Here is a 23,851-nt window from a genome sequence, read left to right as displayed (position 1 = left end):
ATTGAATAGAAAAAAACATAGGATTGAACAGAAAAGAACAAAGGGACGGACAGGAACAATAAACGTTACCACTCTAAACAACAGGCTTGTTTAAGCAAAGCAAATGTATGCAGTTGAAAAGAATAACTCACCCGAATTAAAGACGGATTGCATAAATAGATGTATCTTTGTCATTGAAAAAGAATAATTGAGACAGACGTTATGAGATATTCCGTCATTATCCCCGTATATAACCGTCCTGATGAGGTAAACGAACTGCTGGAAAGCTTGACAGTACAACGCTTCAAGGACTTTGAGGTAGTTGTTGTAGAAGACGGTTCTTCCATTCCCTGCAAGGAAGTCGTAGCACAATATCAGCGAGAGCTGGATATACATTATTATAACAAGTCTAACTCCGGTCCCGGACAGACACGGAACTATGGGGCGGAACGGAGTAAAGGGGATTATCTGATTATATTGGACTCCGACTGCATCTTGCCCGAAGGATATTTTGCGGCGGTAGAAGAGGAACTGCAAAGAGAGCCCGCCGACGCTTTTGGCGGACCGGACCGTGCGCATTCTTCCTTTACGGATATACAGAAAGCCATCAACTACTCCATGACTTCTTTCTTTACAACGGGAGGTATTCGCGGAGGGAAAAAGAAAATGGACAAGTTCTATCCGCGAAGTTTCAATATGGGAGTACGCCGCCAAGTGTATGACGTACTGGGTGGTTTCTCCAAAATGCGTTTCGGAGAAGATATCGACTTCAGCATCCGCATCTTCCAAGGAGGATATAAATGCCGGTTGTTTACCGGCGCATGGGTATACCATAAGCGCCGGACGGATTTGAAAAAGTTTTTCAAACAGGTGCATAACTCGGGAATAGCCCGTATCAACCTGTACAAGAAATATCCCGAATCACTGAAAATCGTTCATCTGCTGCCTGCCGTATTTACACTGGGAGTAGTGTTGTTATTGCTGGGAACACCCCTCTGCCTGTATAGCCTGACACCAATCGTCTTATACGCTCTGCTGGTTTGCCTGGACTCCACCCTGCAAAACCATAGTTTTCGTATCGGAGTTTATTCGATTGCAGCTTCCTTCATACAGCTTATCGGATACGGGACAGGGTTCTGGAGAGCTTGGTGGAAGCGCTGTGTGCTTGGGAAAGACGAATTTGAAGCATTTAAGAAGAACTTTTATAAGTAAGGGGAACGAGGGGAGAAGAAATACGAACCAATGAACAAATTGAATATCAACCAGTGGGCAGCAGAAGACCGTCCCCGGGAAAAGATGATGCAAAAAGGTGCCGAGGCACTTAGTGATGCGGAGCTGCTCGCCATACTTATCGGTTCAGGTAATACGGAGGAAAGCGCAGTAAGCCTGATGCAACGGACTTTGGCCAGTTGCAACAACGATTTAAACCGACTGGGAAAGTGGGAAGTACGAGATTTCTCGCGTTTCAAGGGACTGGGACCGGCAAAAAGCGTCACTATCATGGCAGCCATGGAACTGGGTAAACGAAGAAAGTTGCAGGAACATTCCGAACGGCCAGTTATCCGTTCGTCACAAGACATCTACGAACTCTTTCATCCGCTGATGTGTGATCTCGCACAGGAAGAATTCTGGATATTACTGCTGAACCAAGCAGCACGGGTGATTGATAAAATCCGTATCAGCCGGGGTGGTATAGACCAGACCACAGCCGATGTGCGAAGCATACTGCGTGAAGCTTTGCTGCAACGTGCCACACAGCTGTCGCTTATACACAATCATCCCTCGGGTAATCCGCAACCCAGCCAAGAAGACAAGCGGTTGACACAACTCGTACAAAAAGGGGCTCAAACCATGAACATACGGCTCATTGACCATGTTATCATTACAGACGGCAGATATTACAGTTTCAACGATGAAGGGATATTATCACTTTAAGTTATTGCCGTTTCAATTAAAATCTTTAGATTTGCTACGCTAAACCAAGAAACCGTACGAATATGACCAAATTTGAAATAGAAGAAAAAATCGTATCCATGCTCAAGACCGTATACGATCCTGAAATACCGGTAAACGTCTACGACTTGGGACTCATCTATAAAATTGATGTTTCCGACAACGGAGACGCTAATATAGATATGACGCTGACCGCCCCCAATTGTCCGGCAGCAGATTTTATCATGGAGGATGTCCGCCAAAAAGTCGAATCGATTGATGGAGTAACCTCAGCTACCATCAATCTGGTATTCGAGCCCGAATGGGACAAAGATATGATGAGCGAGGAAGCTAAATTGGAGCTCGGGTTTCTTTAAATAATTGATAACGGATAGTTGATAAATGAAGAACGTATATTTCCTTTCAGACGCCCATCTGGGCTCACGTGCCATTGAACACGGACGGACACAAGAACGCCGGTTAGTCAACTTTCTGGATAGTATCAAGCACAAGGCTTCTGCCGTATATCTGTTGGGAGATATGTTTGATTTCTGGTATGAATTCCGCACAGTAGTGCCCAAAGGGTATACCCGGTTCCTCGGAAAGCTGTCCGAACTGACGGATATGGGGGTGGAAGTACACTTTTTCACAGGCAATCACGACATCTGGTGCGGCGATTACTTGACTAAAGAGTGTGGTGTCATCATCCATCGGGAAGCACTTACCACAGAGATATACGGAAAGGAGTTCTATCTGGCGCACGGAGACGGTTTGGGCGACCCGGACAAAAAATTCAAGCTTTTGCGTGCCATGTTCCACAGCCATTCGCTTCAAACCTTGTTTTCAGCCCTACACCCCCGCTGGAGTGTGGAATTGGGATTGACATGGGCAAAGCACAGCCGCCTGAAACGCGTGAATGGCAAAGAACCGGAGTACATGGGCGAGAATAATGAACATCTGGTACTCTACACAAAGGAATATCTGAAAAGCCACCCGAATATCAATTTCTTCATTTATGGGCACCGACATATAGAACTGGACTTGATGCTGAGTGCTACAGCCCGTGTCATTATTTTAGGCGATTGGATTAATTATTTCTCATATGCCGTGTTTGATGGCGAGAACCTTTTCCTGGAAGAATTCATTGAAGGAGAGACGAAGTTGTAAAACGGCTTCATGATATGGGTACACACAGTTTTAATCAAAATCATAAAGAGCCCCGGAAGAACTTTAACATTCTCCGGGGCTCTCTCTTAAACCTAAATTATCCTAAAAACAGCCTTTTATCTTAGTCTCACTTAATGATTGTCAAGACAGGACGGACGTAACCGGCAACATTCTCTCTATTGTACTTAACCGTATTCAATCCACCTTTCGTCGCCTTATCTGCTTCTTTGTTCACTTGTATAGTCACAGGTTCGGGCAAACTATTCTGGTTGAGGGAGGAGTTGAACATATTGTATCCATTACCACCGATAGAACTTCCTATCCCGAGTTCAATGGCTTTAGCCAATGAAGCGGCCAACTCTGTCTTCTCCATCGCTTCCAGTTTAACATCACTTCTTGCAGCAAATCCATAACTACCACCTATAATGTCCAATATCTGACGTGCAGAAGGAATATACCACTCACTGGCATTACTTGTCGGTTTAACAACCTCATTCCCGTTCAACCAAGCATAGAAGCACTGCAATGCCGGATAAGTCTCGTCATCGAGGTGGGCCTTGAACAAATCAAACGACAAAAGTTTTTGAGTCATAGCATAACCATTGTGGTTTACAATGTCATTTTTCGTTTCAGGCGCAGGCAAGGCTATCTTGTTCTTCAAATCATATAAGTACAGACGACCGGAAAGTTTATGTTCACTCTGTATAAATTCCTCAGTGGGCTCCAACGGTTTCAATGATACCACATATCCCTCAATGTTCTTCCCTTCGCTATTCGGATAATTTGTAATATCATCTCCTGGTTGCGGGCCAACGGCATAGACAATTCCAACACAGTCTCCCTTGTTTTCATCCGTCAATTTATTTCCATACGTACCATCTTTAAAGAAGAAATCTCCTACTTTTACCTGTATAGGTTTCAATTCCACATCTACTGTCGCCGAAGACCACTCTTCTACATCAATATCGAAAGTAATATCGAAATCTGTATTATCGGGTGGAGTCTCCGCCATCATGTTACCGCTAACCTTGACATGCTGTCCACGCAACAACGGTACCAGTCCTGCCGGAACAGCCACGTCTTTCGTACCTTCTTTGGTAGTAAAGGTCAATTGAATAGCATCCATATTGCGGCTCTCTGTATTGGAAAAGATATAGGCGGAGAATAAAGTACCGTCAGGGGTATCAGCCGGATTGAAAGTCGGCATACCGATACTCAGCACGGTTTCTTCAGTGGCAGCTATACCTGTTGCGGCATTAAATGCCAACGGAGCTTTGAAAGAAGCCTCTAGACCCAGCAATTTTTTGAACTCGCGCAAATTCTTTTCCAATACACTCACCTTTGTAAAAGGGCGAACTAAATTCAACTCCAGTACAAGGTTCTCATCACCTTTGCTGAGCTCACCACTATAATAAAAAGCATCCGATGCATCATTGTTGATCAGACTGTTCGCATCTTTCACCCGAACATTTTCCAAATTGGAAGTATCATAATACTTATCGGTAAAAAGTTTGTCATCGCCTGCGACAGTGGCAGCGTCAACGTAATCAGCCCAGATTACACAATCGTATGTACCTGCATCCAACGTAATGTCAAACAAACCATTCTTAACCTCGGCAGTAGGTTCTACTGCCAATTCTTTACGGAGGACTTTAGAAGCTCCTCCCTGGGTACGTATTTCCAGAATGTAACGTAACTTATGTCCGTCGATATTTCCAGGCTGTTCCGTGGAAATACCTTCCGGCAGTAAAGCGGAAATACGCACCTGATTACCTTTGACACCGGATGAATCCTCGTCATCGCTGCAGGCTACCGACAAGAGTCCCATGCAGCAGAAAAGTATCATATATAGAATATTCTTTTTCATATTATTCTTTCTTTTAGTCAGTGTTATTTAATGATTGTCAAGACAGGACGGACATAACCGGCAACATTCTCTCTACCGTACTTAACCGTATTCAGCCCACCTTTCGTTGCCTTGTCTGCTTCTTTGTTCACTTGTATAGTCACAGGTTCAGGTATATCATTCTGATTCAGAGAAGAGTTGAACATATTGTATCCATTACCACCGATAGAACTTCCTATCCCTAAATCAATGGTCCTAGTCAATGAAGTTGCCAATGCATTCTTTTCCATTGCTTCCAGTTTAACATCACTTCTTGCAGCAAATCCATAACTGCCGCCTATAATGTCCAATATCTGACGTGCAGAAGGAATATACCACTCACTGGCATAGCGTGCCGGTTTAACGACTTCACTCCCGTTCAGCCAAGTATAAAAGCACTGCAATGCCGGATAAGTCTCGTCATCGAGGTGTGCCTTGAACAAATCAAACGACAAAAGCTTTTGAGTCATTGCATAACCATTGTGGTTCACAATGTCATTTTTCTTTTCAGGAGTAGGTAGAGCTATCTTATTGTCTTTATTATACAAATATAAACGGCTGGAAAGTTTATGTATGTTTTGTATAAATTCTTCAGTGGGTTCCAACGGTTTCAATGCTACCACATATCCCTTGATACTCTTGCCATCGCTATCCGGATAATTGGAAATATCATCACCGGTCTGCGGACCAACGGCATAAACAAGCCCGATGCAATCATCCTTATTTTCATCCGTCAGTTCGTCACCCCATGTACCATTCTTAAAGAAATAATCTCCTACTAACGGATCACGAGAAGGCTCAGGTTCAGGATCAGGATCCACCCCCTCACCGGAAATCAGATTACCACTCGCCGTCATACGCTGGTTTCTTACTAAATTAATACTTCCCGACGGAATTTCATTGGTAGTCTTACTTGTCGTAGTCAATGAAAGTGTAGTTGCCCCCAATGCCAATCCGGTAGAAGGAGTGAATAGATAACTTGTGAAAAGGACACGTGAGTCATCTCCGGTTTGGAAACTTTTGGCATATACAGCCGTCATCATGCCGGCAACAGGTTCTCCAGTCGCTACATTAAAGCCTTTGGACATTTCATAGTTCACTTGCATGCTTTTTAAAGCGGCAAACTTACCGGCATTCTTTTCCTTCACAATCAACTGAGCAAAGGGACGAACCAGTTTCACTACCCGAGAAATGGGATTCATACTCTTTTCCAGTTCAAGATTGGCAAAAAAACCATCGCAAAGGTCAGTATCAAACAACGTAGTTCCCTTTTCGTCTTTAATGAAAACATTATGTAAATCGGACGTGTCGTAACAGAAATCCTCAAAATGCTTATAAGTAATATCATTATCTGTAGTGACATCTGCAACAACAGCATCTTTCTTTATGAAATCAGTCCAAACCAAACAAGTGTAATCTCCCGGTGACAAAGCAAAGTCAAAATTAGGAGTCGTTCCGCCATCTACCACTACTTCATTACGATATTTCAGTTCAGGACGATCTTCCTTGCTCCAGACTTCAATAATACTACGTAATTGATGAGTAGAAGGTACTGTAATTTGTGCACGGGTATCCGCTACACCACCCGGTATCTCGGCAGAGATACTGACACGATCATCCTTTTCATTCCCGGTGTTCGCCAATTCGTTGTTGGCACACGAAACCAACAGTACGGCAAACATCAAGGTAATTATATAATATACTTTTTTCATATCTTCTTTTTTTATATCCTACACTGAGAACAGAGTTGTTCTCCTGACTATATTTATCTAACACTTCTTGTAGTCTGTACAGGTTTAGTGATGCACTCTTGTACTTGCAGCATTCCAAATACATCATCATACAATACAGATGAGTTTTCTTGCTGACGCTGATAAGGAACCCCATCTAATTGTAACTCTACAGAACCATAATCGAAGACAGTACCGGTGGTCTTATTGGATATCTTAATAGTTGCCGGTTTATCCGCTGCCATTTCGGCCTCCACAATCCAATCACCCAATGTGAAACGATTATTTACCTGCCACACATCCTCTACCTGACCATTATCACTCAATTGTATGATCGTGAGAATTTTATTGTTCATGCTTGCTTCAAAGTCAGCAGTCAGATGCCACTGTTTCGCAACATCGGCTGGAGAGGTAGGTTCTCCACCCGGGAACCAATCTTTCGTGGTAGTAATAGTAGGTATCTGTTCGCAATAAATTTGTGCCACAGCTGTAAAATTACCTTTATCCGTGGTTGTATAGTTCGTTGTTACCTTATTGCCAGCTACATGAAATTCCACCGGGCTATGTAGTAACCATTGCCAGGTAGCCGGTTCGTCAGCTCCCAAATCATCGTAAATCACGACTTTATTGGGACGAAGCATGAAAATGTGCCGTTTGTAATTATTCAATGGGGTTTCTCCAAATCCATATTCCGGCGTTTGCGAGATACCTGCTTTGCTAAAAGCATCCTGCCACATCGAATATTCCGATACACCACAATAAGCTTGAGAAGCATCACCCAAGAAGTATGCCAGATTAGTTCCATTCAGACCACGTTCCAGATTACCGTATGCTCTAGTAGTAAAAGGCTGACCGATATTATTAATCATAATGGTATTATGTCCGCGAGTATTACGATATTGCAACAGACTGTGCGCATCATTGAAGCTTTGATAATAACCGGCATTTACATATACAGGACGCCCTTTATAAAAAAGCTTGAAGCTATTCTGGTCGGCCAGCGTATGACTGCCCGAGCCGAACGGACTGGAACGGAAAGCCAACGACAGGTTGCTACTCCTTTCAACCATATCAGAGAAAGCAACTCCTTCTCCGGTATCCTTATTCCACAAATAATTCTCAAAATCATTTGCCGTAAGTTCCTTTCCACCATAAGAGATATGCTCACGCGCAATACGATAAAGACGCATGGAATAGTCGTCATGGACGGTATTTCCGCATTCCTTTACATACCAAGCGGCATAAGAATCTCCGGTTTCACGGGCAATAAAGTCTGCGAAAGCCAATCTACCCCTGTCAGGCGCTCCTCTCTTTTCTACCCCATCACCGAAGCTGGTCATTTCCGTTCCTGGGAGGTTACTATATATCATTGCCTTTCCGGCAGCCTTATACCACGGATGCTCCAGAAAATTAGTCCCTGTAAGATGGGTAAACAGCATAGGCATATAGTAAAGTGTATATTGATTGGTTTTGAAATAACTTGCACCGTTGTGCCATGTTCCATCACGGTTGAAACCGGATGCCGGGGCACGAGCCGTCCATAATTCATAACTATACTCCAGGAACTTCATGGCTTCGGGATATTCATTGCAAATGGTCAATGCACCTTGTACCATAGCACGCAACACAATCTGCCAGGTATGATTTTCGAATATATGATTTTCAATTCTACCCAAGAAACTTTCATAATAATGTTCCAGAATACGTATCATCAGTTCTTCTGTTTTCGTCTTCTCATCTTCCGTCAGCACATCTTGCCCTAACTCATAGAAAACGCTCAAAGCACTGATTACACCTGCTGAAAAGAAATTCTCGGAGAACAAGACATTATCCTTCACATCGTAATTAATCATCTGTTTTCCAAGTTGAATAATCTTATCGAAGTATTTCTGTTCCTTGGTTAACTGATATGCCGTATTCAATATATAATTCACATCATTACCCAGATCTTCCATATTATAGTTATACGGGTTATCGGCCGGAAGAACAATATCTTTCAATTTTCCGTTAGCCCTGCTAATCATACTACGATATTCAATGTGTGAAGCATCAATCGGACTCACCTTATCAATATCAGCCTGGATAAAGCAGTTGATAAACGGAAAGGTTGTCGGAATGTTCTGTTTACACACAGCCCATTCCGGTGTTACGAAGACAGGTTCTTCACCTGTCACCGTAAACTTATTCACTACACTCCAAGGACCGGTTTTATCGTTAGCGTCCACTATGCGGAAACGCCAATACCAGACACCAGTTTCCATCTGCTTATGAATATTATACATATACCAGGATACTTTGCCCGAACGATAGGTTCCTTCTTCGGGGAAATTCTCATTTCGGGAAAGCTCGAATTCCATAAACTCGGTTTCTTTCTTCGCATTCGCAGGTACAATAAGCGGTGTAGGATTCAGGTAAAGAGTATGTTCCTCTCTCGGATAAGGTTTATCACGATCGTTAGGATGTACCCTATCCACGGTTTCTTCACCAATTACATCATTAAAGAATATCTCTTTGTCATCACTACAGGCTGCCAAGATTGACAATCCGAATAAAGTGATGATTAGATTATATAGTAATTTTGTATTCATAATCATTCAATTATTATTATTCATTCCAACCGGGGTTTTGTTTCAAATTCGGATTCATATACACTTCATTCTGCGGGAAGGGGAACAAATACATCTTATCATTCCAATATGCTTTTTGTATCAGTACCTTCTTGTAGTTAAAAGTATCTCCGGCTTTAGTGATTTCCACTCCATATATATTTCTTACATCATCCTGACCGGCAATCTTCCAACGACGGATATCATAGAAACGATGTCCTTCAAAAGCCAGCTCAACACGACGTTCGTTACGAACTTTGGCAGTAAAGGCTTCTCCTGTTTCATCCACCGCTTTCATTCCGGCAGATTCGCGTACCATATTCAAAGCCTGACGTGCTGTCAACGTACACTTTTCGGTAGTGGCATCCGGCCCTTTACATGCATTCAACGCTTCAGCATAATTCAACAGGATTTCCGCATAGCGGAACAAGATATAATGATGTTCCAGTTTGTTGGGTTTATCCGGATCAAGCGATACAGACGGATTCATATATTTACGAAGATAATAACCGGTTTTAGTAGAGCCATCCAAAATATTATGTTTACCTCCCTTAAAAGTTTCTACCTTTTCTTTCAGCCAGGTAGTACCGTTAGTCAATACATTCAAGTACAGACGCGGGTCACGTGTCTGTTTTCCAGCGGCATCATAATACATATTAGCTACGTGCACAGGATTATTCCAGTCAAAAGTAGTACCATCTTTCATTTCGTAGGTATCCACCAGGTTCTGTGTCGGAGTATTTCCACCTTTCGCACCTTCATATCCCATTGGTTCATTACGGGCTTCAAAGGAGTTCTCTTTAGCAGCGTTGCGACGTTCAAGAATCAGCTGTTTTGACTTCAGTACACCATTACCTCCCGTATTCGAGTATAATGGATCGTTTCCTATTTTGGGCAGCGAATATGCATTCAGACCTATCACTTCAGCGGCAGCCTCAGCAGCTTTTTCCCATTTGGTTAAATCATTATTCGAATTATGTAACGGACTGGCAGCATAAAGTAGTGCCCTTGACTTTAATGCCAATGCAGCTCCACGAGTAGCACGTCCGGTGTCACCCCAGAAATCAGCCTGGTTTATCGGAAGCTCCGGAGCTATTTCCGAACACTCTTGTGCTATGAAATCAATGACCTCGGAAAAAGGAGTCTTTTCTACGGAATTTATTTCATCTTCATTGTAAGTGCGGGTTATCAACGGAATATCCCCATAACGCTTAGCTAATTCAAATAAATAAAAAGCTCTCAAGAAACGTATCTCATAGGGAAACTTTTCAGCCTTTCCAATAATTTCATCATAATTGTCATTATACTCGAAACGCTTCAACGCTTCAATATCAAAATTCTCAAGGAAAGAGTTGGCACTACGGATAGCAGTCCAGAAATTCCATCCGTCATCCACTCTTTTCAAGGGACTCCAAACGCCATTAGTAAAATAATAGATATCATTATTCTCCCAGGTATATACTGAATTATCCGTACCCGACTCTATCATGGCATCATCAATCTGTCCCAAGTCCATCGGTAAAAAAGTATATACGTAAGAAACCATCTGGTTCATATTATCATAATAGCTATAAGCTTCTTCTTTTGTCTTACCTGTGGTTTCATCAAATCCCAGGTAATCACACCCGCTGACAGAAAGCAAGGTACAAGCCACTATCATATATTTCTTTATATTCCACATAATTTTTCCTTTTTAGAAATTAATATTCAAACCGACATATACCGTAAACAGATCGGGATATCCCAAAGCGATATCCTCACAATTGAAATAGTCAATCTTGTCAATAGAGAATACATTTTCGGCTCTTGCATAAACTTGGAATTTATCCATCTTCATCTTTTGCGACCACTTCTGAGGCAATGTGTAGTGTACATTCAGCGTACGGAGCTTAAAGAACGAACCGTCGGCTATCCATTGAGTACTTGCCTGATAGTTGTTTTCATTGGATAATGTGGAGAGGCGTGGAAGATTGGCAATATCCTTAGTCTGTTCTGTCCAGCGTACTTTATCCTTCAGATACCAGGTAGCAATGTTCGTATTACCATTACGAAGCGGCCGGTGTACATTGGCAACATTCAACTGTTTGGTAAGTCCACTGATACCATTGAATACCATATCAATTCCGATACCTCTGTACTCGAAGCCCAAGTTCAAACCGTAAACCATTTCGGGAACAGCTGTTGATTTACCAATGGCTACCCGGTCTTCACTATCGATTCTATTGTCACCGTTTTGATCTTTATATTTGATATCACCCGGACGTACTGTAGAGAAAGTCTGCTCCGGACTATCGGTAATATCTTTCTCATCACGGAAATACCCGATAGCTTCCAAACCGAACAATTGTCCTACTTTATGTCCTTTGGTATACAAATAATCGTATGGTTGGTAAGCTTGTCCATTTTCAATGACTTCACTACCATTCCAAGCCCAATTGGCATTTGCGTAATATTTAAAGTCTTTAATCTGATCGTTCCACCCCAGACTCAATTCAATACCCTGACTCTTTACCTCACCTATATTCTGTTGAGGAGCCGTGATACCCAGTATGGAAGAAACCTTATTATTAGAACATAAGATATCCGTACGATGGTCGTAATAATATTCTGCGGTGGCAGTCAAATTGTTCCAGAGACGTACATCTACACCTATATTGTATTTGGTAGCTGTTTCCAGATTTAATTGGCGTATCGGTAACTTCTGTTCTCTTAAACCATTAACATCAGTCATACCATCCCCAAAAGGATACTTTCCACTTCCGGTCCAGAAATGATTACCAAGTCCGTAACTTAAATTATCAATAGCCGATTTACCCCACGAAGCACGCAACTTCAACAAATCTAAATAAGATACATCCTGTAAGAATGCTTCATTAGCCAGGTTCCATCCCGCAGACACAGCCGGATAAAAACGGAACTTATCGCCTTTCAACAGAATACTCGTCCCATAATAATTACCTACAAAATCCACCATGTAACGATTGTTATAATTATAACCTAAAACACCCATTACATTCTGGCGATAATAAGAAGCGTTCCTTTCCAGGCCATCTTCTCCATCCTGACGATATACGACAGCCGCAGCTACCTGATGACTACCAAATGCACGATCATAGTTCAATTTAGCCTCCACGCTATGACGAAGTATCTGGCTACTCAGTTTGGAAGAAGATATTTGCATGGTAGTATTCGTTCCATACGTTTGACTCACCGGTAACCCGTTGTCTGCTAAGTAACTTACCTCATACATATAACTCTTACTACCTATCTCCTCAAATACAGCCGAATTATCATAACCCACAGCCAGTTCTGCACTCAAGCCTTTAAGGAACATGGAAAAATCCTGTGTCAACCGCATATCACCATACAGCAAACGACGGTTTTGTTGAACGTAGCCAACATCGGCAATAGCTGCAATCGGATTCATCTTAAAGATGGTATTACTTCCCCAATTATTATTGATGGTCTTTATTGGGAAAGCAGTGGCCGGGACCTTATATAGATTTTGGAAAATAGCATCTATTCCCGTATTGGGGCGCTTATCTTCAGTAATCACACCGAATAAATCGAACTTTACTTTTGTACTTTCCGTAATGTCCACATCTAAATTCATACGTAAAGACAAATCATATTCACGGATCTGTGAGTTATAACGTTCAGAATAATGCGTATAATTTTCATTCAGCAATCCGAACTCGTTTTTGTAATCAAGCATAGCCAGATAACGCGCACGTTTTCCTCCACCACGTACCACCAGATTAAACTGATTATTTTCGCTCATGTCACGCATACCTTCTTTCACCCAATCCACATTGGGATAGTAAAGAGGATTAGACCCATTTTTGAACATCTCCAGTTGTGTAGATGTGTATTGTAAAGGAAGTCCGTCATAATATAACGCTTCATTCTGCGCCATAGCATACGTATAGGCATCTGCCATCTCCGGTTGATTAATCGGTAAGTTGAAACCGTGACGATAATTCACATCTATATCGAATGAATTATAGGCACCTCGTTTCGTGTTTACCAAAATCACACCATTGGCAGCCCTAGCTCCGTAAAGTGCAGTAGCTGCACCATCTTTCAAAACCTGTACCGATTCTATTTCTTCAAGAATAGAATGATCGAGTGCACGGCGGAAACCATCCACTAAAATAAGTGGAGCAGCACCGTTCAGTCCTCCTTGTCCACGAACACGCATATCAGCATTGGCATGCCATCCTACATTCTGTGACAAATGCAATCCGGAAAGCAAACCGAACAATGAGTTATTCACTTTATACATGGAAGTTGAAGACTTTTCCAGCTGATCAGCATAAATGGTAGATACCGATTGGGTTTGTGTCTCTTCAGTACGTCTCACAAATCCTAAATCTACTACAGCATCTTTCTTTGAGTCCAGAACTATGGTGAGTGACTCTCCGTCTACCCTTACCCGTTTCATTACTACATCGGCATAGTTCAGTTCTATATAGTCTCCCTTTTCCAGATCCAGTGCAAACACACCGTTATTATCAGTCACGCTATTGTTCCTCATTTCACCTACCCGAGATACTTTTACTCCGGGAAGCGGTTTCCCATGGATATCTTTCACTACTCCATTCACCGTTTGTGCCATCATACCCAATGAACAAGTAAGTGCTAATCCTATTGTATATAGAAATTTCTTCATAATCTTTCGTTTATTCATTAATTTTTATTCCCAACCGGGATTCTGAATTAGACCATATTTCTTATTGATTTCTGTTACTGGAAATGGTAACAAATACCAATGATCATACCAGAGATATTTGATATCATTACGGATGCTGATGGCATATTCAAAATTATTTCCAACCTTTCTCGTTTCCAGTATCTCCAAAGGACGTGTTGCCCACTCGGCTCCTTTCCGATAACGTCTCATATCATGATGACGTATATCCTCCTGACCAAATTCACGGGCACGTTCATCCAACAAATAGTTTAACAAAGGCTCTCCCATCGGAACCTCACTCGCCAAGACCTCAGGCAATCCGGCACGTGTATGTACCAAATTCAGATAATCATACGCATCCATACCGAATTCATCATCTGTAGAAGCTTGTCCTAACTGATTCATAACTTCGGCCATACTTAAATAAATTTCAGGCATGCGTACAAGAGGACAAGAATAGGGTTTCTTATCCATTTCATTTTTTTTATCACGAATGAATTTTCGAAATCCATAACCAAACTGGGTCTTACTTCCCACATTGGATCCGGTTCCATATCCTTCACGCCCTCCGATATAGACCTCCGCTTTTCTTCCCTGCCATTTATCTTCATTTACAATCAGGGTCTCATACAAACGAATATCACGAGTCGGTTTACCCGCTTCATCAAAAAATGGATGTGCTCGATGTTCCGGATTATTCCAGTCAAATTTAGAACCATCTTTCCATAAAAACATATCGGCATGACTACTGCGAGGCATCCCATATCCTTGATCATACATACGATAAGCCTTATTACTGGCAGTATAAAATCCCCAACGGAAAGAAGCCATCACTACTTCCCGGTTTCCTTTTGTGAAATAACCGTTCACATAATCTTCGCGCGGATCACCGGTATTCTCTATCCGATAATAATCTCCATTTTGTTTATTCAGCCGTAAAAATTCCCTACCGGCTTCCAATGCAGCCATCCAGCGACTCTCCTGGTAATCTCCATACCAAGCCAAATGATCTGTAGAAGCCTGTCCTTCATAATAAGCTTCTGTATTATTAAACAACGGACTGGCAACAAAAGTCAGTAAACGGAACTTCAACGCTTTAGCAACAGCAGCTGTCATGTGTCCATACTCCGCATCCGTTGTATACCACGGCAAGTCTTTAGCCGCTTCGTCTAACAGTTCCACTGTTCTTGAGACCGTTTCTTCCAGTGTCAAACGAGGGAATAAAAATGTTTCATCAGCTTTATAGGCATGATCAATCCACGGCATACCTCCATAATAACGAATCATATCTGTATAATGATAGGCTATTACTACTTTAGCCTCTGCTTTACGTACCCTCTTTTCTTCATCAGACATATCCGGAACTTTATCTACATTCTCAAGATAGATATAAGCCTTTCTTATTCCAAATGTCGGATCACCTGTCACATTACCGTTAGACAATTGATAGGGGAATTTACTTCCTTTATCCGCAGCTGTAATAGAACCATGATTCCAAGACAAACGTGATGTATATCCTATATCAGAAAAGACATCCAGTATAAGAGCCTCGTAGTGATAACCTTGTGAAGCAGGCAGATAATCGGGCAAAGTCTTATAGAATTGATTCAAAGCCTGATCTGCATATTTCTTTGATGAAAAAACAGTGTCAAGTGATACCTCGTCACTTACTGGTTTCTCCAGAAAATTATTTCCGAATTTCAGGTCCTCACAGCCGACGATCATAGCGGCCAATACTCCCAAAGAGATTATTTTACCTATAGTTTTCATATCTTCAATTTAAATGGTTAAAAGGTTGCATTCACGCCCAAACTGAAAATCTTCATAACGGGATAAGTATTGTTATCACGCGTCAGTTCACCTTCCGGATCGAACACCTTCAGTTTGTCAAAAGTCAAAAGATTATATCCTGTAAACTGTACGGTAAGTTTGGAAGCACCGATAGCTTTCAGAACCTTTTTATTGGCAATATTATACCCAACTGTCAAGTTCTTCAATTTAACATAAGAGGCGTCTTTGATCCATACACGCGATGTGGCTTGGTTATGAGAATTCGTATTATATGTAAAACGTGGATATTCAGCCGTTGCAGCAGTTTCCTCCGTCCAACGTCCATCCACCAGATATTGATAGAACACACCACCTAATGTCTTATTAAACATTGGGTTTCTATAGGTATTAGCCATCATAATGTCACATTCTGCCACTCCCGTCCAGTTCATAGAAAAGAAAACACCTTTATATTCAGCACCAAAATTCAAACCAAATGTATAAGCCGGACGCTTGGGATTTCCGATCTTCTTTTGATCATCATTATCTATCACGTTATCATTGTTCAAATCGGCATATTTCACATCACCGGGATAGACTGTAGCCAACGGTCGTGGCAACCCCTCCTTCAAAGAACCATCTTCATTGAAATCATCTTTATTATAAAAGCCTAATGCTACATATCCGTAACGAGCTCCCACTTCATTTCCCGTACGCCATTGATAAGGTTCATTCGGTTCTACCTCGTCTTGATATACAATCTTATTTTTAGAATAAGAAAGATTAGCATTTATGTAATAAGAGAAATCACGGATCTTATCATTCCATTTCAAATCGATCTCATATCCTTTATTATCCACCTTACCCATATTGACTACTGGCAACAAGCCGCCTCCCATCGCAATCAGGTAAGGAACTGTTTGGCGTTGTATAAGAATATCCTTACGTTTTTCCATGAAATAATCGACAGATAAACGTAAACGGTCTTTGAAGAAGTAAGCATCTATACCATAATTATGTTTTAACGCCGTCTCCCAAGTAACATTTGAATTTCCCAAGCGAATTTCTCTAGCAGCGAGTTCATAGGCTGTATTAGTCAAACCGAATACATAGCCATTTCTATCATAATAATTTGTTTGGCTTTCTACATAAGCGTTATCATTAATAGAATACGCATCCGGTAGATACAAAAAACGGTTACTGGACATATTATCATTTCCAACCAATCCGATAGAAGCACGAATCTTAAGATAAGTCAGATAATCATTTTTAGGGAAGAACTTCTCTTCCGTCAAAATATAACCGATAGAACCTGCCGGAAAAGTTCCGAAACGTTTATCCGGCGCAAAATTCTCGGAACCATTGTGCCCGATATTGAACTCGGCCATATACTTTGACTTATAATCATACGTCAAACGACCAACAAAACCTACATAAGCAGTCGGAACGTCCGAATAGTTCTTCGGATAATATTTCTTACTCTGGTTATACAGGAACAAAGCACCTATACTATGATTGCCAAACTTACGGTTATAGCGGATACTTCCTTCCAGATACCAATCACGCCCACGACTACGGCTACCATCACCGTATGTTTTCATCGAATTCTGCCCGCTTACACGATAAACTACCGTCTTGTCAAAAGCAGGATCATCTTTACTAAGTCCAGAACCGTCAATTTCCGATTTATAGAAAGGAGTATAGGTTTCTACATGGCCATTCACTTGCCTTATATAGGAATAATCAGTATTATAAGATCCCTTGATATCCACAGATAAACCTTTGGTTATAAAATCAAGCTTTTGTACCAAATTCAAGTCAAATGTCATGTTATTGGACAAACGGCGTTGATAACCAGAACCATAATATTTATCAAACACTTGATTAGACATAGCTAAATTAGGATAGCGGGTATCCTGATGTACCACTTTCTTTCCATCTACCAATCCCGGAGAAGAAAAAGGCCATGTAGAAGCAAAATTCTGCCATATATCAGCAACAGGCTGACGGCGGTTCCCCAAAATACCACCCATATTGAATTTCAATGTAGTAGTAGGGGTTAAATTGACATCCAGATTGGCACGATAATTATAACGCGAATAATTATAGTTATTATTATAGTCCAAACCTTTTAGCTGTTTGAACAAACCATTCTGATATAGAAATCCTAAGGATATGAAATAACGGATATCCTTCGTACCTCCCGAAATATTCAAATTATGTTGCGTCTGAACCGCAACTTTGTTAGTCAGCTCCTTATACCAATTAATATTAGGATACATAATCGGATCATCCCCTAAACGAAATCTTTCCAAATCGTATGTATTAAATGCCATTTGGTCTTCCGGCATTCCATCATTACGTTGCCCCTCATTATAACATAAAGCGGTCGTATAGCTGTCTGCAATATCCAGTACACGAGTAGGCACCTGTAAACCTACGGTTGAGTTTATAGATACCTTAGCTTTTCCTTCTTGTCCGCGACGTGTTGTCACCAATACAACACCATTAGCTCCACGCACACCGAATACAGCTGTAGCAGAGGCATCTTTCAGAACATTGATAGACTCTATCTCATTGGGATCCATCTGTGAAAAGCTACGTTCCACCCCATCCACCAAGATAAGTGGAGCTGCGCCTCCTTCTGTCAAAGAGCCCACACCACGCACGAATATCTTCGCATCATCAGCACCCGGTTGTCCACTGACTTGCATGGAAGATACACCCGGTAACTGACCTGCCAATGAGTTGGCAACACTGGCACTCGGTGATTTCAACAAAGCATCCGTACCTACACTTGAAATAGCTCCGGTAAGAGTAGCTTTCTTCTGTACGCCATACGCTACCACCGTCACTTCTTCTAAAGCTTGTACATTTTCCTGCAAACTGACATTAATACTCTTTCGTCCATTGACTTTTATTTCCTGGGTCTGATATCCGATAAATGAAAACTCAAGAACGACGTTTCCATCCGGAATCGCTATCTGATAATGTCCATCTATATCCGTGATGACACCTGTAGTAGTACCTTTTACACGTACCGTAGCTCCAATGACCGATTCTCCATTGGCATCGGTAACCGTTCCTACAACCTGAATACCCTTATTCTGCTGATATTCATAATTGACTAACTCTTTTTCCGACCCGATTCTTGAATTTCCCGGTCGGGCATCTGCATCCAAAGCATAACACATTCCTCCACTCCACAAGAAAGGCTGAATGCACATAGCTGTCAATGCGGCTCTCTGCATGTTCCAATTAAAAAGTTTCTTCATACTAAATCGATTTTGATTAACATCATTTCGTTTCTGAGATCAGCTTCAAGTCTTCATCTTGAAGTTCAACAAAGGTCAGATATTTAAGGCATTTATACATTCTATAACGTCCAGAAATATTTTATTTATATCCAAAAACCCTTGTAATTATGTAGAAAAGGATATCAAATTTGTATTTAGAGGAGTTTTTACCTGCTGATTATCAATGAAAAACAAAAAGTATAACATAACGAAAAAACTGAGCGAAGGAATATGAATGATTGTAAAAAAGAACAAATACCCGGAACCTTTTTGACAGAAATTTGTAGTATTATCATAACCACTTAAACGACATTGTTATGGATGATATGATTTATAGACATGATTCTATTGCCGAAGAAAATATAGACCCCAATGGACGTCCGGCAAAGAATGAATTTGAGGAATGGAGTGAAGATGTTTCCGAACGTACTGACCTTGGGTATAAAGAGAAAAAAGTGAAATCCGTTAAAGAACGGAAGAAACTTATCAAGGAAATGGATGAGATAATCAAGAAAGATTTGGAATAACAAAAATGGAGCGTATCGGAAAATAATCCGATACGCTCCGTTCTTTTATAGAAAAATATCCTTGGAAAATTTTATTTGTAACCAGCCGCTTTCGCAATACGTTTAGGTATTTCCGTATTATCCATCTTACCGACAAATAAGTCAGAACCAGCTCCTACTGCAAATACAGGGACATATCCTGCTGTATGGTTCGGGCTCGTCCAACCCACCATAGCAATCTGGCTCATCACTTTCCTTGCAACGGCAGCCAATGGCTCGGTTTTGGCATAAAGGCTCTCCTCAAATACAACCTTATTCTTTACAAATGAACTTTCGTATTCATCACGAAGCATTTTTTCCTGTTCCCAAGACAATGGCAGAGTTCTCCAGAAACCCATCTTGTCGCCAAGCAATTCTTTCACTTCCTCCCAAGACACTTTATTACCTTTTGCCTTGCGCAAATCTGAAATAGCTTTGGACAACATATCCTGAGACTGTTTCTGATTAGACAAAGCTTTCAAGAACAATTCATATTTGGTAGTACCCAACCCCAAACCACCTGTTTCGTGGTCGGCTGTTACAACAATCAAAGTTTCCTTTGGATGTTTCTTATAGAATTCATAGGCTACCTTCACAGCATTATCCAGATCAATCACTTCTTCAAAAGTCGTGGCAGGATCATTTCCATGACAAGCCCAGTCAATCTTTCCACCTTCTACCATCAAGAAGAAACCTTTCTTGTTTTCTTTCGTCAAGAAAGAAATAGCACTTTCCGTAATCTGAGCCAATGTCAGGTCACCTTCCTTACGGTCGATAGCATATGGCAAACAAGATGGATTGGCACCTTTCTTCTGAATAAGAACCATCTTTTTTGCATCTGCCGCTTTGGCATTGTACTCATCCAGTCCTCTGGCAATAGTATAACCGGCTTCTTCAATAATAGGGAAAATACTCGGAGCCTTCTTTTTATCAGCAGTTGTGGTCGGTTTCAGAAAACCACCGCCTGCATAGAAGTCTAGATTAGCCTTCGGCAAGTCAAGAGCAATCTCATAATACATATTACGACTAGGCTGATGAGCATAGAATGCGGCAGGAGTAGCATGATCTATACTAACACTAGTAGTTACACCTACTTTTTTCCCTGCTTTCTTTGCTTTTTCGGCAACCGTCTGCAAAACATTCTTGTTATCGTCCATACCAATAGCACCATTATACGTCTTCTCACCGGTAGCAAGAGCAGTACCTGCTGCAGAAGAGTCCGTCACTGAATTAGTAGCAGAAAAAGTGGTAGCCATGGTACCTACCGGAAATGCAGTAAACAAGAGTGATTTCACTCCGATACGTCCCTCCTGTTCCGCCAGATACATTTCCGTACCGTTTACCTGATTTACTCCCATTCCATCACCGATGAAATAAAACACGTACTTTGCCTGTTGGGCATAACCCATACCTACAAATAGTACAAAAAACAATGCATAGATTAATCGTCTCATAAGTCTTCTCATTTATTTTAAGTGTAGCAAAGATACATATTTTAGATTACAGAAGTATGAAGATGAACATAAAAAAGGGAATCGCATCACTGCAATTCCCTCTCCTTTCACTAAAATCATTTAAAGATTATTTGTTCAATATAGCCATTGTATCCGATGCAATCATTAACTCTTCATCCGTCGGAATAACGACCACTTTCACTTTAGACTCATCTGCTGAGATAACTGCTTCCTCACCACGAACTTCATTTTTCTTGGCATCAACTTTGACACCCATAAATTCCAACCCTCCACATACTTCAGTACGGCAATTACATTGGTTCTCACCGACACCACCTGTAAATACTATGATATCTACACCACCTAAAGCAGCGGCGTAAGCACCTACATATTTCTTAATACGATAGAAATACATCTTTTCTGCCAAGATAGCCTTTGGATTACCGGCAGCTACAGCTGCCTCCAGTTCGCGCATATCGCTAGATACTCCCGAAACACCGAGTACACCACTCTTCTTGTTCAGAAGATTAGATACACCATTTGCATCCAGGTTTTCCTTTTCCATAATGAACGTCACGGCTCCTGCATCAATATCACCGCTACGAGTACCCATCATCAATCCTTCGAGCGGGGTCAAACCCATACTGGTATCCATACATTTGCCATCCTTGATAGCAGAAACGGAACCACCGTTACCGATGTGGCAAGTAATGATTTTCTTTCCTTCGGGCTGAACACCCAAAAATTCGCATACGCGCTTGGATACATAACGGTGAGAGGTTCCGTGGAAACCGTAACGACGCACTCCATATTTCTCATACAGTTCGTAAGGAACAGCGTACATATATGCATAATCGGGCATAGTCTGATGGAAAGCTGTATCAAAGACACCCACCTGCGGAACATTTGGCAAAATAGCCGCAACAGCATTTACACCCTTTAAATTAGCAGGGTTATGAAGCGGAGCCAAGTCGTTGCAAGCAGTAAATGCATCCAATACTTCTTGAGTCAGTAATACGGATTCGCTGAACTTCTCCCCTCCGTGCACCATACGGTGACCGACGGCGTTGATCTCATCCAAAGACTTGATAGCACCATATTCAGGACTAATCAATGTATTCAGGATAAACTCTACACCTACAGTATGTTCAGGTATATCTTTTTCCAGAATTTTCTTCTCACCGTTAGGTAAAGTCAATTTCAGAAAAGAGCCTTTCAAACCAATTTTTTCAATACCACCCTGAGCGATAACCTCCTTGTGATCCATATCAAACAATTTATACTTGATGGATGAGCTACCGCAGTTCAATACTAAAACTTTCATATTATTCGGATTTAAAGTTATTTGGAGTTTTTAGCTGCAATAGCCTGATTGGCAGTAATTGCAATCATGCGATATACATCTTCGATGGAACAACCGCGAGACAGGTCGTTTACCGGACGGGCAATACCCTGCAAAATCGGACCTACCGCATCTGCATGTCCCAAACGTTGTACCAACTTATAAGAAATATTTCCTACTTCAAGGCTCGGAACAATCAGCACATTGGCATTACCTGCAATGGAGGAACCCGGAGCTTTACTGGCACCTACCTCAGGAACCAAAGCGGCATCAGCCTGCAATTCGCCGTCAATAGCGATATCAGGAGCCATTTCTTTAGCAATCTTCAAAGCTTCTACCACTTTATCAACCACTTCGTGTTTTGCCGAACCTTTGGTAGAGAAGCTGAGCATTGCAACCTTAGGATCCATACCTACAACCGCTTTGGCTGTACGTGCCGTACAAATGGCAATCTGTGCCAACTGACCCGCATCAGGTACCGGAGTTACAGCAACGTCACCCATCACAAGGATACCATTTTTACCATATTCAGGAGCATGAGTCAGCAACAACATCGCACCCGAAACGCAAGTAATGCCCGGAGCAGTCTTGATAATCTGCAAAGCCGGACGAAGCACGTCACCGGTAGTATTACGTGCGCCTGCCAACTGACCGTCAGCATCACCATTCTTGATAATCAAACAACCCAAATAAAGCGGATTAGTCGTTAATTTACGAGCCTCCTCAATAGTCATACCTTTTTTCTTACGCAGTTCGAACAGTAACTGTGCATATTCTTCCTGTTTCGGGTTGTTTTCCGGATCGATAATGGTTGCCTTGGAGATATTACCAAGCCCCCATTCCGTTGCACAAGCGTTGATTTCAGCAGGATTACCTATAAGAATAAGGTCTGCAATACCGTCAGTCAAAATTTGATTGGCTGCTTTCAAAGTACGTTCTTCCGTACCTTCGGGAAGAACAATGCGTTGGCGATTCGCTTTCGCACGCTCAAGAATTTCATTAATTAATCTTTGCATGATATTTTAATTGTGTATAAAAATCGGTAGATCGTGTTATTCACGCGACAAAAGTACACAATTTTGCAATATGTACATTGCAAATTCGATGATATTTATTGGCAAGAACATAGATTATTATAATATTTAACACTGCCGGATAGGGTCAACCAGGATATCCATGAAAGACAAGTATCCTACCCGTAAAGGGCATCTCAATTGCCCCTATTACCGAAATAGCATTAAAAGCCTTCTAATACATCATTAAAAGCCTTTTAATACACCATTGAAAGCCTTTTAATCACATCCCACCATACAGAAGCGCCAACCAGACATTACCCATGAAAGTATCCGGCCATAGTACAGAGTACGTCTGAATATCAGCCTCCGTTACAAAAAGCTATAAGAAATATCCCCATCAACGTAACAAGCAATCTTGAGAATGCCTACCTTTGCG

At 41.5% G+C, this 23,851-nt stretch carries 15 protein-coding genes; 5 read left to right on the top strand and 10 right to left on the bottom strand.

All coding sequences use genetic code 11. The annotated features are described in order from the left end of the window. The first annotated feature begins 201 nt into the window (after positions 1-201). The 4 genes from DXC10_RS03340 to DXC10_RS03325 all read left to right on the top strand — a co-directional run bounded on the left by DXC10_RS03340 (position 202) and on the right by DXC10_RS03325 (position 3,078). Positions 202-1,191 carry a glycosyltransferase family 2 protein gene (locus DXC10_RS03340; RefSeq protein WP_117737323.1) on the top strand — a complete coding sequence of 330 codons (990 nt, stop codon included), beginning with the start codon at positions 202-204 and terminating at the stop codon, positions 1,189-1,191. 30 nt (positions 1,192-1,221) lie between these two features. After that, positions 1,222-1,914, top strand: a complete 693-nt coding sequence (radC, locus tag DXC10_RS03335) for a DNA repair protein RadC (RefSeq protein WP_117737322.1) — start codon at positions 1,222-1,224, stop codon at positions 1,912-1,914. Between the two features lie 62 nt (positions 1,915-1,976). Next, on the top strand, positions 1,977-2,288 hold the full coding sequence (locus DXC10_RS03330) for a metal-sulfur cluster assembly factor (protein ID WP_101542304.1): 312 nt from the start codon (positions 1,977-1,979) through the stop codon (positions 2,286-2,288). Positions 2,289-2,313: 25 nt separating this feature from the next. Continuing rightward, complete coding sequence (locus DXC10_RS03325; protein WP_101542303.1) at positions 2,314-3,078, top strand: UDP-2,3-diacylglucosamine diphosphatase; 765 nt, start codon at positions 2,314-2,316, stop codon at positions 3,076-3,078. A 127-nt stretch (positions 3,079-3,205) separates the two neighbouring features. On the opposite strand, the gene DXC10_RS03320 is transcribed toward DXC10_RS03325, so the two are convergent. From DXC10_RS03320 to DXC10_RS03290, 7 genes are read right to left on the bottom strand one after another with little or no spacing between them, the layout of a single operon-like run. Further along, on the bottom strand, positions 3,206-4,945 hold the full coding sequence (locus DXC10_RS03320) for a DUF6562 domain-containing protein (RefSeq protein ID WP_147331291.1): 1,740 nt from the start codon (positions 4,943-4,945) through the stop codon (positions 3,206-3,208). Positions 4,946-4,968: 23 nt separating this feature from the next. Beyond that, positions 4,969-6,675 (bottom strand): DUF6562 domain-containing protein, encoded by a 1,707-nt coding sequence (locus tag DXC10_RS03315; protein WP_101542301.1) that lies wholly within the window; start codon positions 6,673-6,675, stop codon positions 4,969-4,971. Between the two features lie 53 nt (positions 6,676-6,728). Then, complete coding sequence (locus DXC10_RS03310; protein ID WP_117737363.1) at positions 6,729-9,281, bottom strand: DUF4962 domain-containing protein; 2,553 nt, start codon at positions 9,279-9,281, stop codon at positions 6,729-6,731. Between the two features lie 16 nt (positions 9,282-9,297). Beyond that, positions 9,298-10,980, bottom strand: coding sequence for a RagB/SusD family nutrient uptake outer membrane protein (locus DXC10_RS03305; RefSeq protein WP_101542300.1), 1,683 nt, complete (start codon positions 10,978-10,980; stop codon positions 9,298-9,300). A 12-nt stretch (positions 10,981-10,992) separates the two neighbouring features. Next, positions 10,993-13,971, bottom strand: coding sequence for a SusC/RagA family TonB-linked outer membrane protein (locus DXC10_RS03300; RefSeq protein ID WP_101542299.1), 2,979 nt, complete (start codon positions 13,969-13,971; stop codon positions 10,993-10,995). Positions 13,972-13,995: 24 nt separating this feature from the next. Next, positions 13,996-15,762, bottom strand: coding sequence for a RagB/SusD family nutrient uptake outer membrane protein (locus tag DXC10_RS03295; RefSeq protein ID WP_101542298.1), 1,767 nt, complete (start codon positions 15,760-15,762; stop codon positions 13,996-13,998). Positions 15,763-15,779: 17 nt separating this feature from the next. Next, positions 15,780-19,037 (bottom strand): TonB-dependent receptor, encoded by a 3,258-nt coding sequence (locus tag DXC10_RS03290; RefSeq protein ID WP_233519858.1) that lies wholly within the window; start codon positions 19,035-19,037, stop codon positions 15,780-15,782. A 338-nt stretch (positions 19,038-19,375) separates the two neighbouring features. On the opposite strand from DXC10_RS03290, the gene DXC10_RS03285 reads away from it, so the two are divergent. Next, positions 19,376-19,585: a hypothetical protein gene (locus DXC10_RS03285; RefSeq protein ID WP_101542297.1), complete on the top strand. Its 210-nt coding sequence runs from the start codon at positions 19,376-19,378 to the stop codon at positions 19,583-19,585. A gap of 71 nt (positions 19,586-19,656) precedes the next feature. Here the strand turns inward: DXC10_RS03285 and DXC10_RS03280 are convergent, their stop codons facing one another. The 3 genes from DXC10_RS03280 to pta all read right to left on the bottom strand — a co-directional run bounded on the left by DXC10_RS03280 (position 19,657) and on the right by pta (position 23,415). Further along, the gene (locus DXC10_RS03280; protein WP_101542296.1) at positions 19,657-21,057 is read right to left on the bottom strand and encodes an alkaline phosphatase; all 1,401 of its coding nucleotides are present in this window, start codon (positions 21,055-21,057) and stop codon (positions 19,657-19,659) included. Positions 21,058-21,184: 127 nt separating this feature from the next. Then, a complete protein-coding gene (locus tag DXC10_RS03275) occupies positions 21,185-22,381 on the bottom strand; it encodes an acetate kinase (protein ID WP_101542295.1) in 1,197 nt (398 codons plus the stop codon). 17 nt (positions 22,382-22,398) lie between these two features. Then, positions 22,399-23,415 carry a phosphate acetyltransferase gene (gene pta, locus DXC10_RS03270; protein WP_101542294.1) on the bottom strand — a complete coding sequence of 339 codons (1,017 nt, stop codon included), beginning with the start codon at positions 23,413-23,415 and terminating at the stop codon, positions 22,399-22,401. Positions 23,416-23,851 lie beyond the last annotated feature (436 nt).

This window comes from Bacteroides sp. OM08-11 (genome assembly GCF_003438665.1).
GTDB classification, from domain to species: Bacteria; Bacteroidota; Bacteroidia; order Bacteroidales; family Bacteroidaceae; genus Bacteroides; species Bacteroides cutis.
Note: the sequence above shows the minus strand (reverse complement) of the source record. Positions and strands in the feature narration are given on the sequence as shown.

What these genes read in the sequence shown, in the direction of transcription:
- DXC10_RS03280 (WP_101542296.1), bottom strand. Translation starts at nt 21,057, where the DNA reads ATGAGACGATTAATCTATGCATTGTTTTTTGTACTATTTGTAGGTATG.
- DXC10_RS03305 (WP_101542300.1), bottom strand. Translation starts at nt 10,980, where the DNA reads ATGTGGAATATAAAGAAATATATGATAGTGGCTTGTACCTTGCTTTCT.
- DXC10_RS03300 (WP_101542299.1), bottom strand. Translation starts at nt 13,971, where the DNA reads ATGAAGAAATTTCTATATACAATAGGATTAGCACTTACTTGTTCATTG.
- DXC10_RS03330 (WP_101542304.1), top strand. Translation starts at nt 1,977, where the DNA reads ATGACCAAATTTGAAATAGAAGAAAAAATCGTATCCATGCTCAAGACC.
- DXC10_RS03290 (WP_233519858.1), bottom strand. Translation starts at nt 19,037, where the DNA reads ATGAAGAAACTTTTTAATTGGAACATGCAGAGAGCCGCATTGACAGCT.
- DXC10_RS03340 (WP_117737323.1), top strand. Translation starts at nt 202, where the DNA reads ATGAGATATTCCGTCATTATCCCCGTATATAACCGTCCTGATGAGGTA.
- pta (WP_101542294.1), bottom strand. Translation starts at nt 23,415, where the DNA reads ATGCAAAGATTAATTAATGAAATTCTTGAGCGTGCGAAAGCGAATCGC.
- DXC10_RS03315 (WP_101542301.1), bottom strand. Translation starts at nt 6,675, where the DNA reads ATGAAAAAAGTATATTATATAATTACCTTGATGTTTGCCGTACTGTTG.
- DXC10_RS03320 (WP_147331291.1), bottom strand. Translation starts at nt 4,945, where the DNA reads ATGAAAAAGAATATTCTATATATGATACTTTTCTGCTGCATGGGACTC.
- radC (WP_117737322.1), top strand. Translation starts at nt 1,222, where the DNA reads ATGAACAAATTGAATATCAACCAGTGGGCAGCAGAAGACCGTCCCCGG.
- DXC10_RS03285 (WP_101542297.1), top strand. Translation starts at nt 19,376, where the DNA reads ATGGATGATATGATTTATAGACATGATTCTATTGCCGAAGAAAATATA.
- DXC10_RS03325 (WP_101542303.1), top strand. Translation starts at nt 2,314, where the DNA reads ATGAAGAACGTATATTTCCTTTCAGACGCCCATCTGGGCTCACGTGCC.
- DXC10_RS03295 (WP_101542298.1), bottom strand. Translation starts at nt 15,762, where the DNA reads ATGAAAACTATAGGTAAAATAATCTCTTTGGGAGTATTGGCCGCTATG.
- DXC10_RS03275 (WP_101542295.1), bottom strand. Translation starts at nt 22,381, where the DNA reads ATGAAAGTTTTAGTATTGAACTGCGGTAGCTCATCCATCAAGTATAAA.
- DXC10_RS03310 (WP_117737363.1), bottom strand. Translation starts at nt 9,281, where the DNA reads ATGAATACAAAATTACTATATAATCTAATCATCACTTTATTCGGATTG.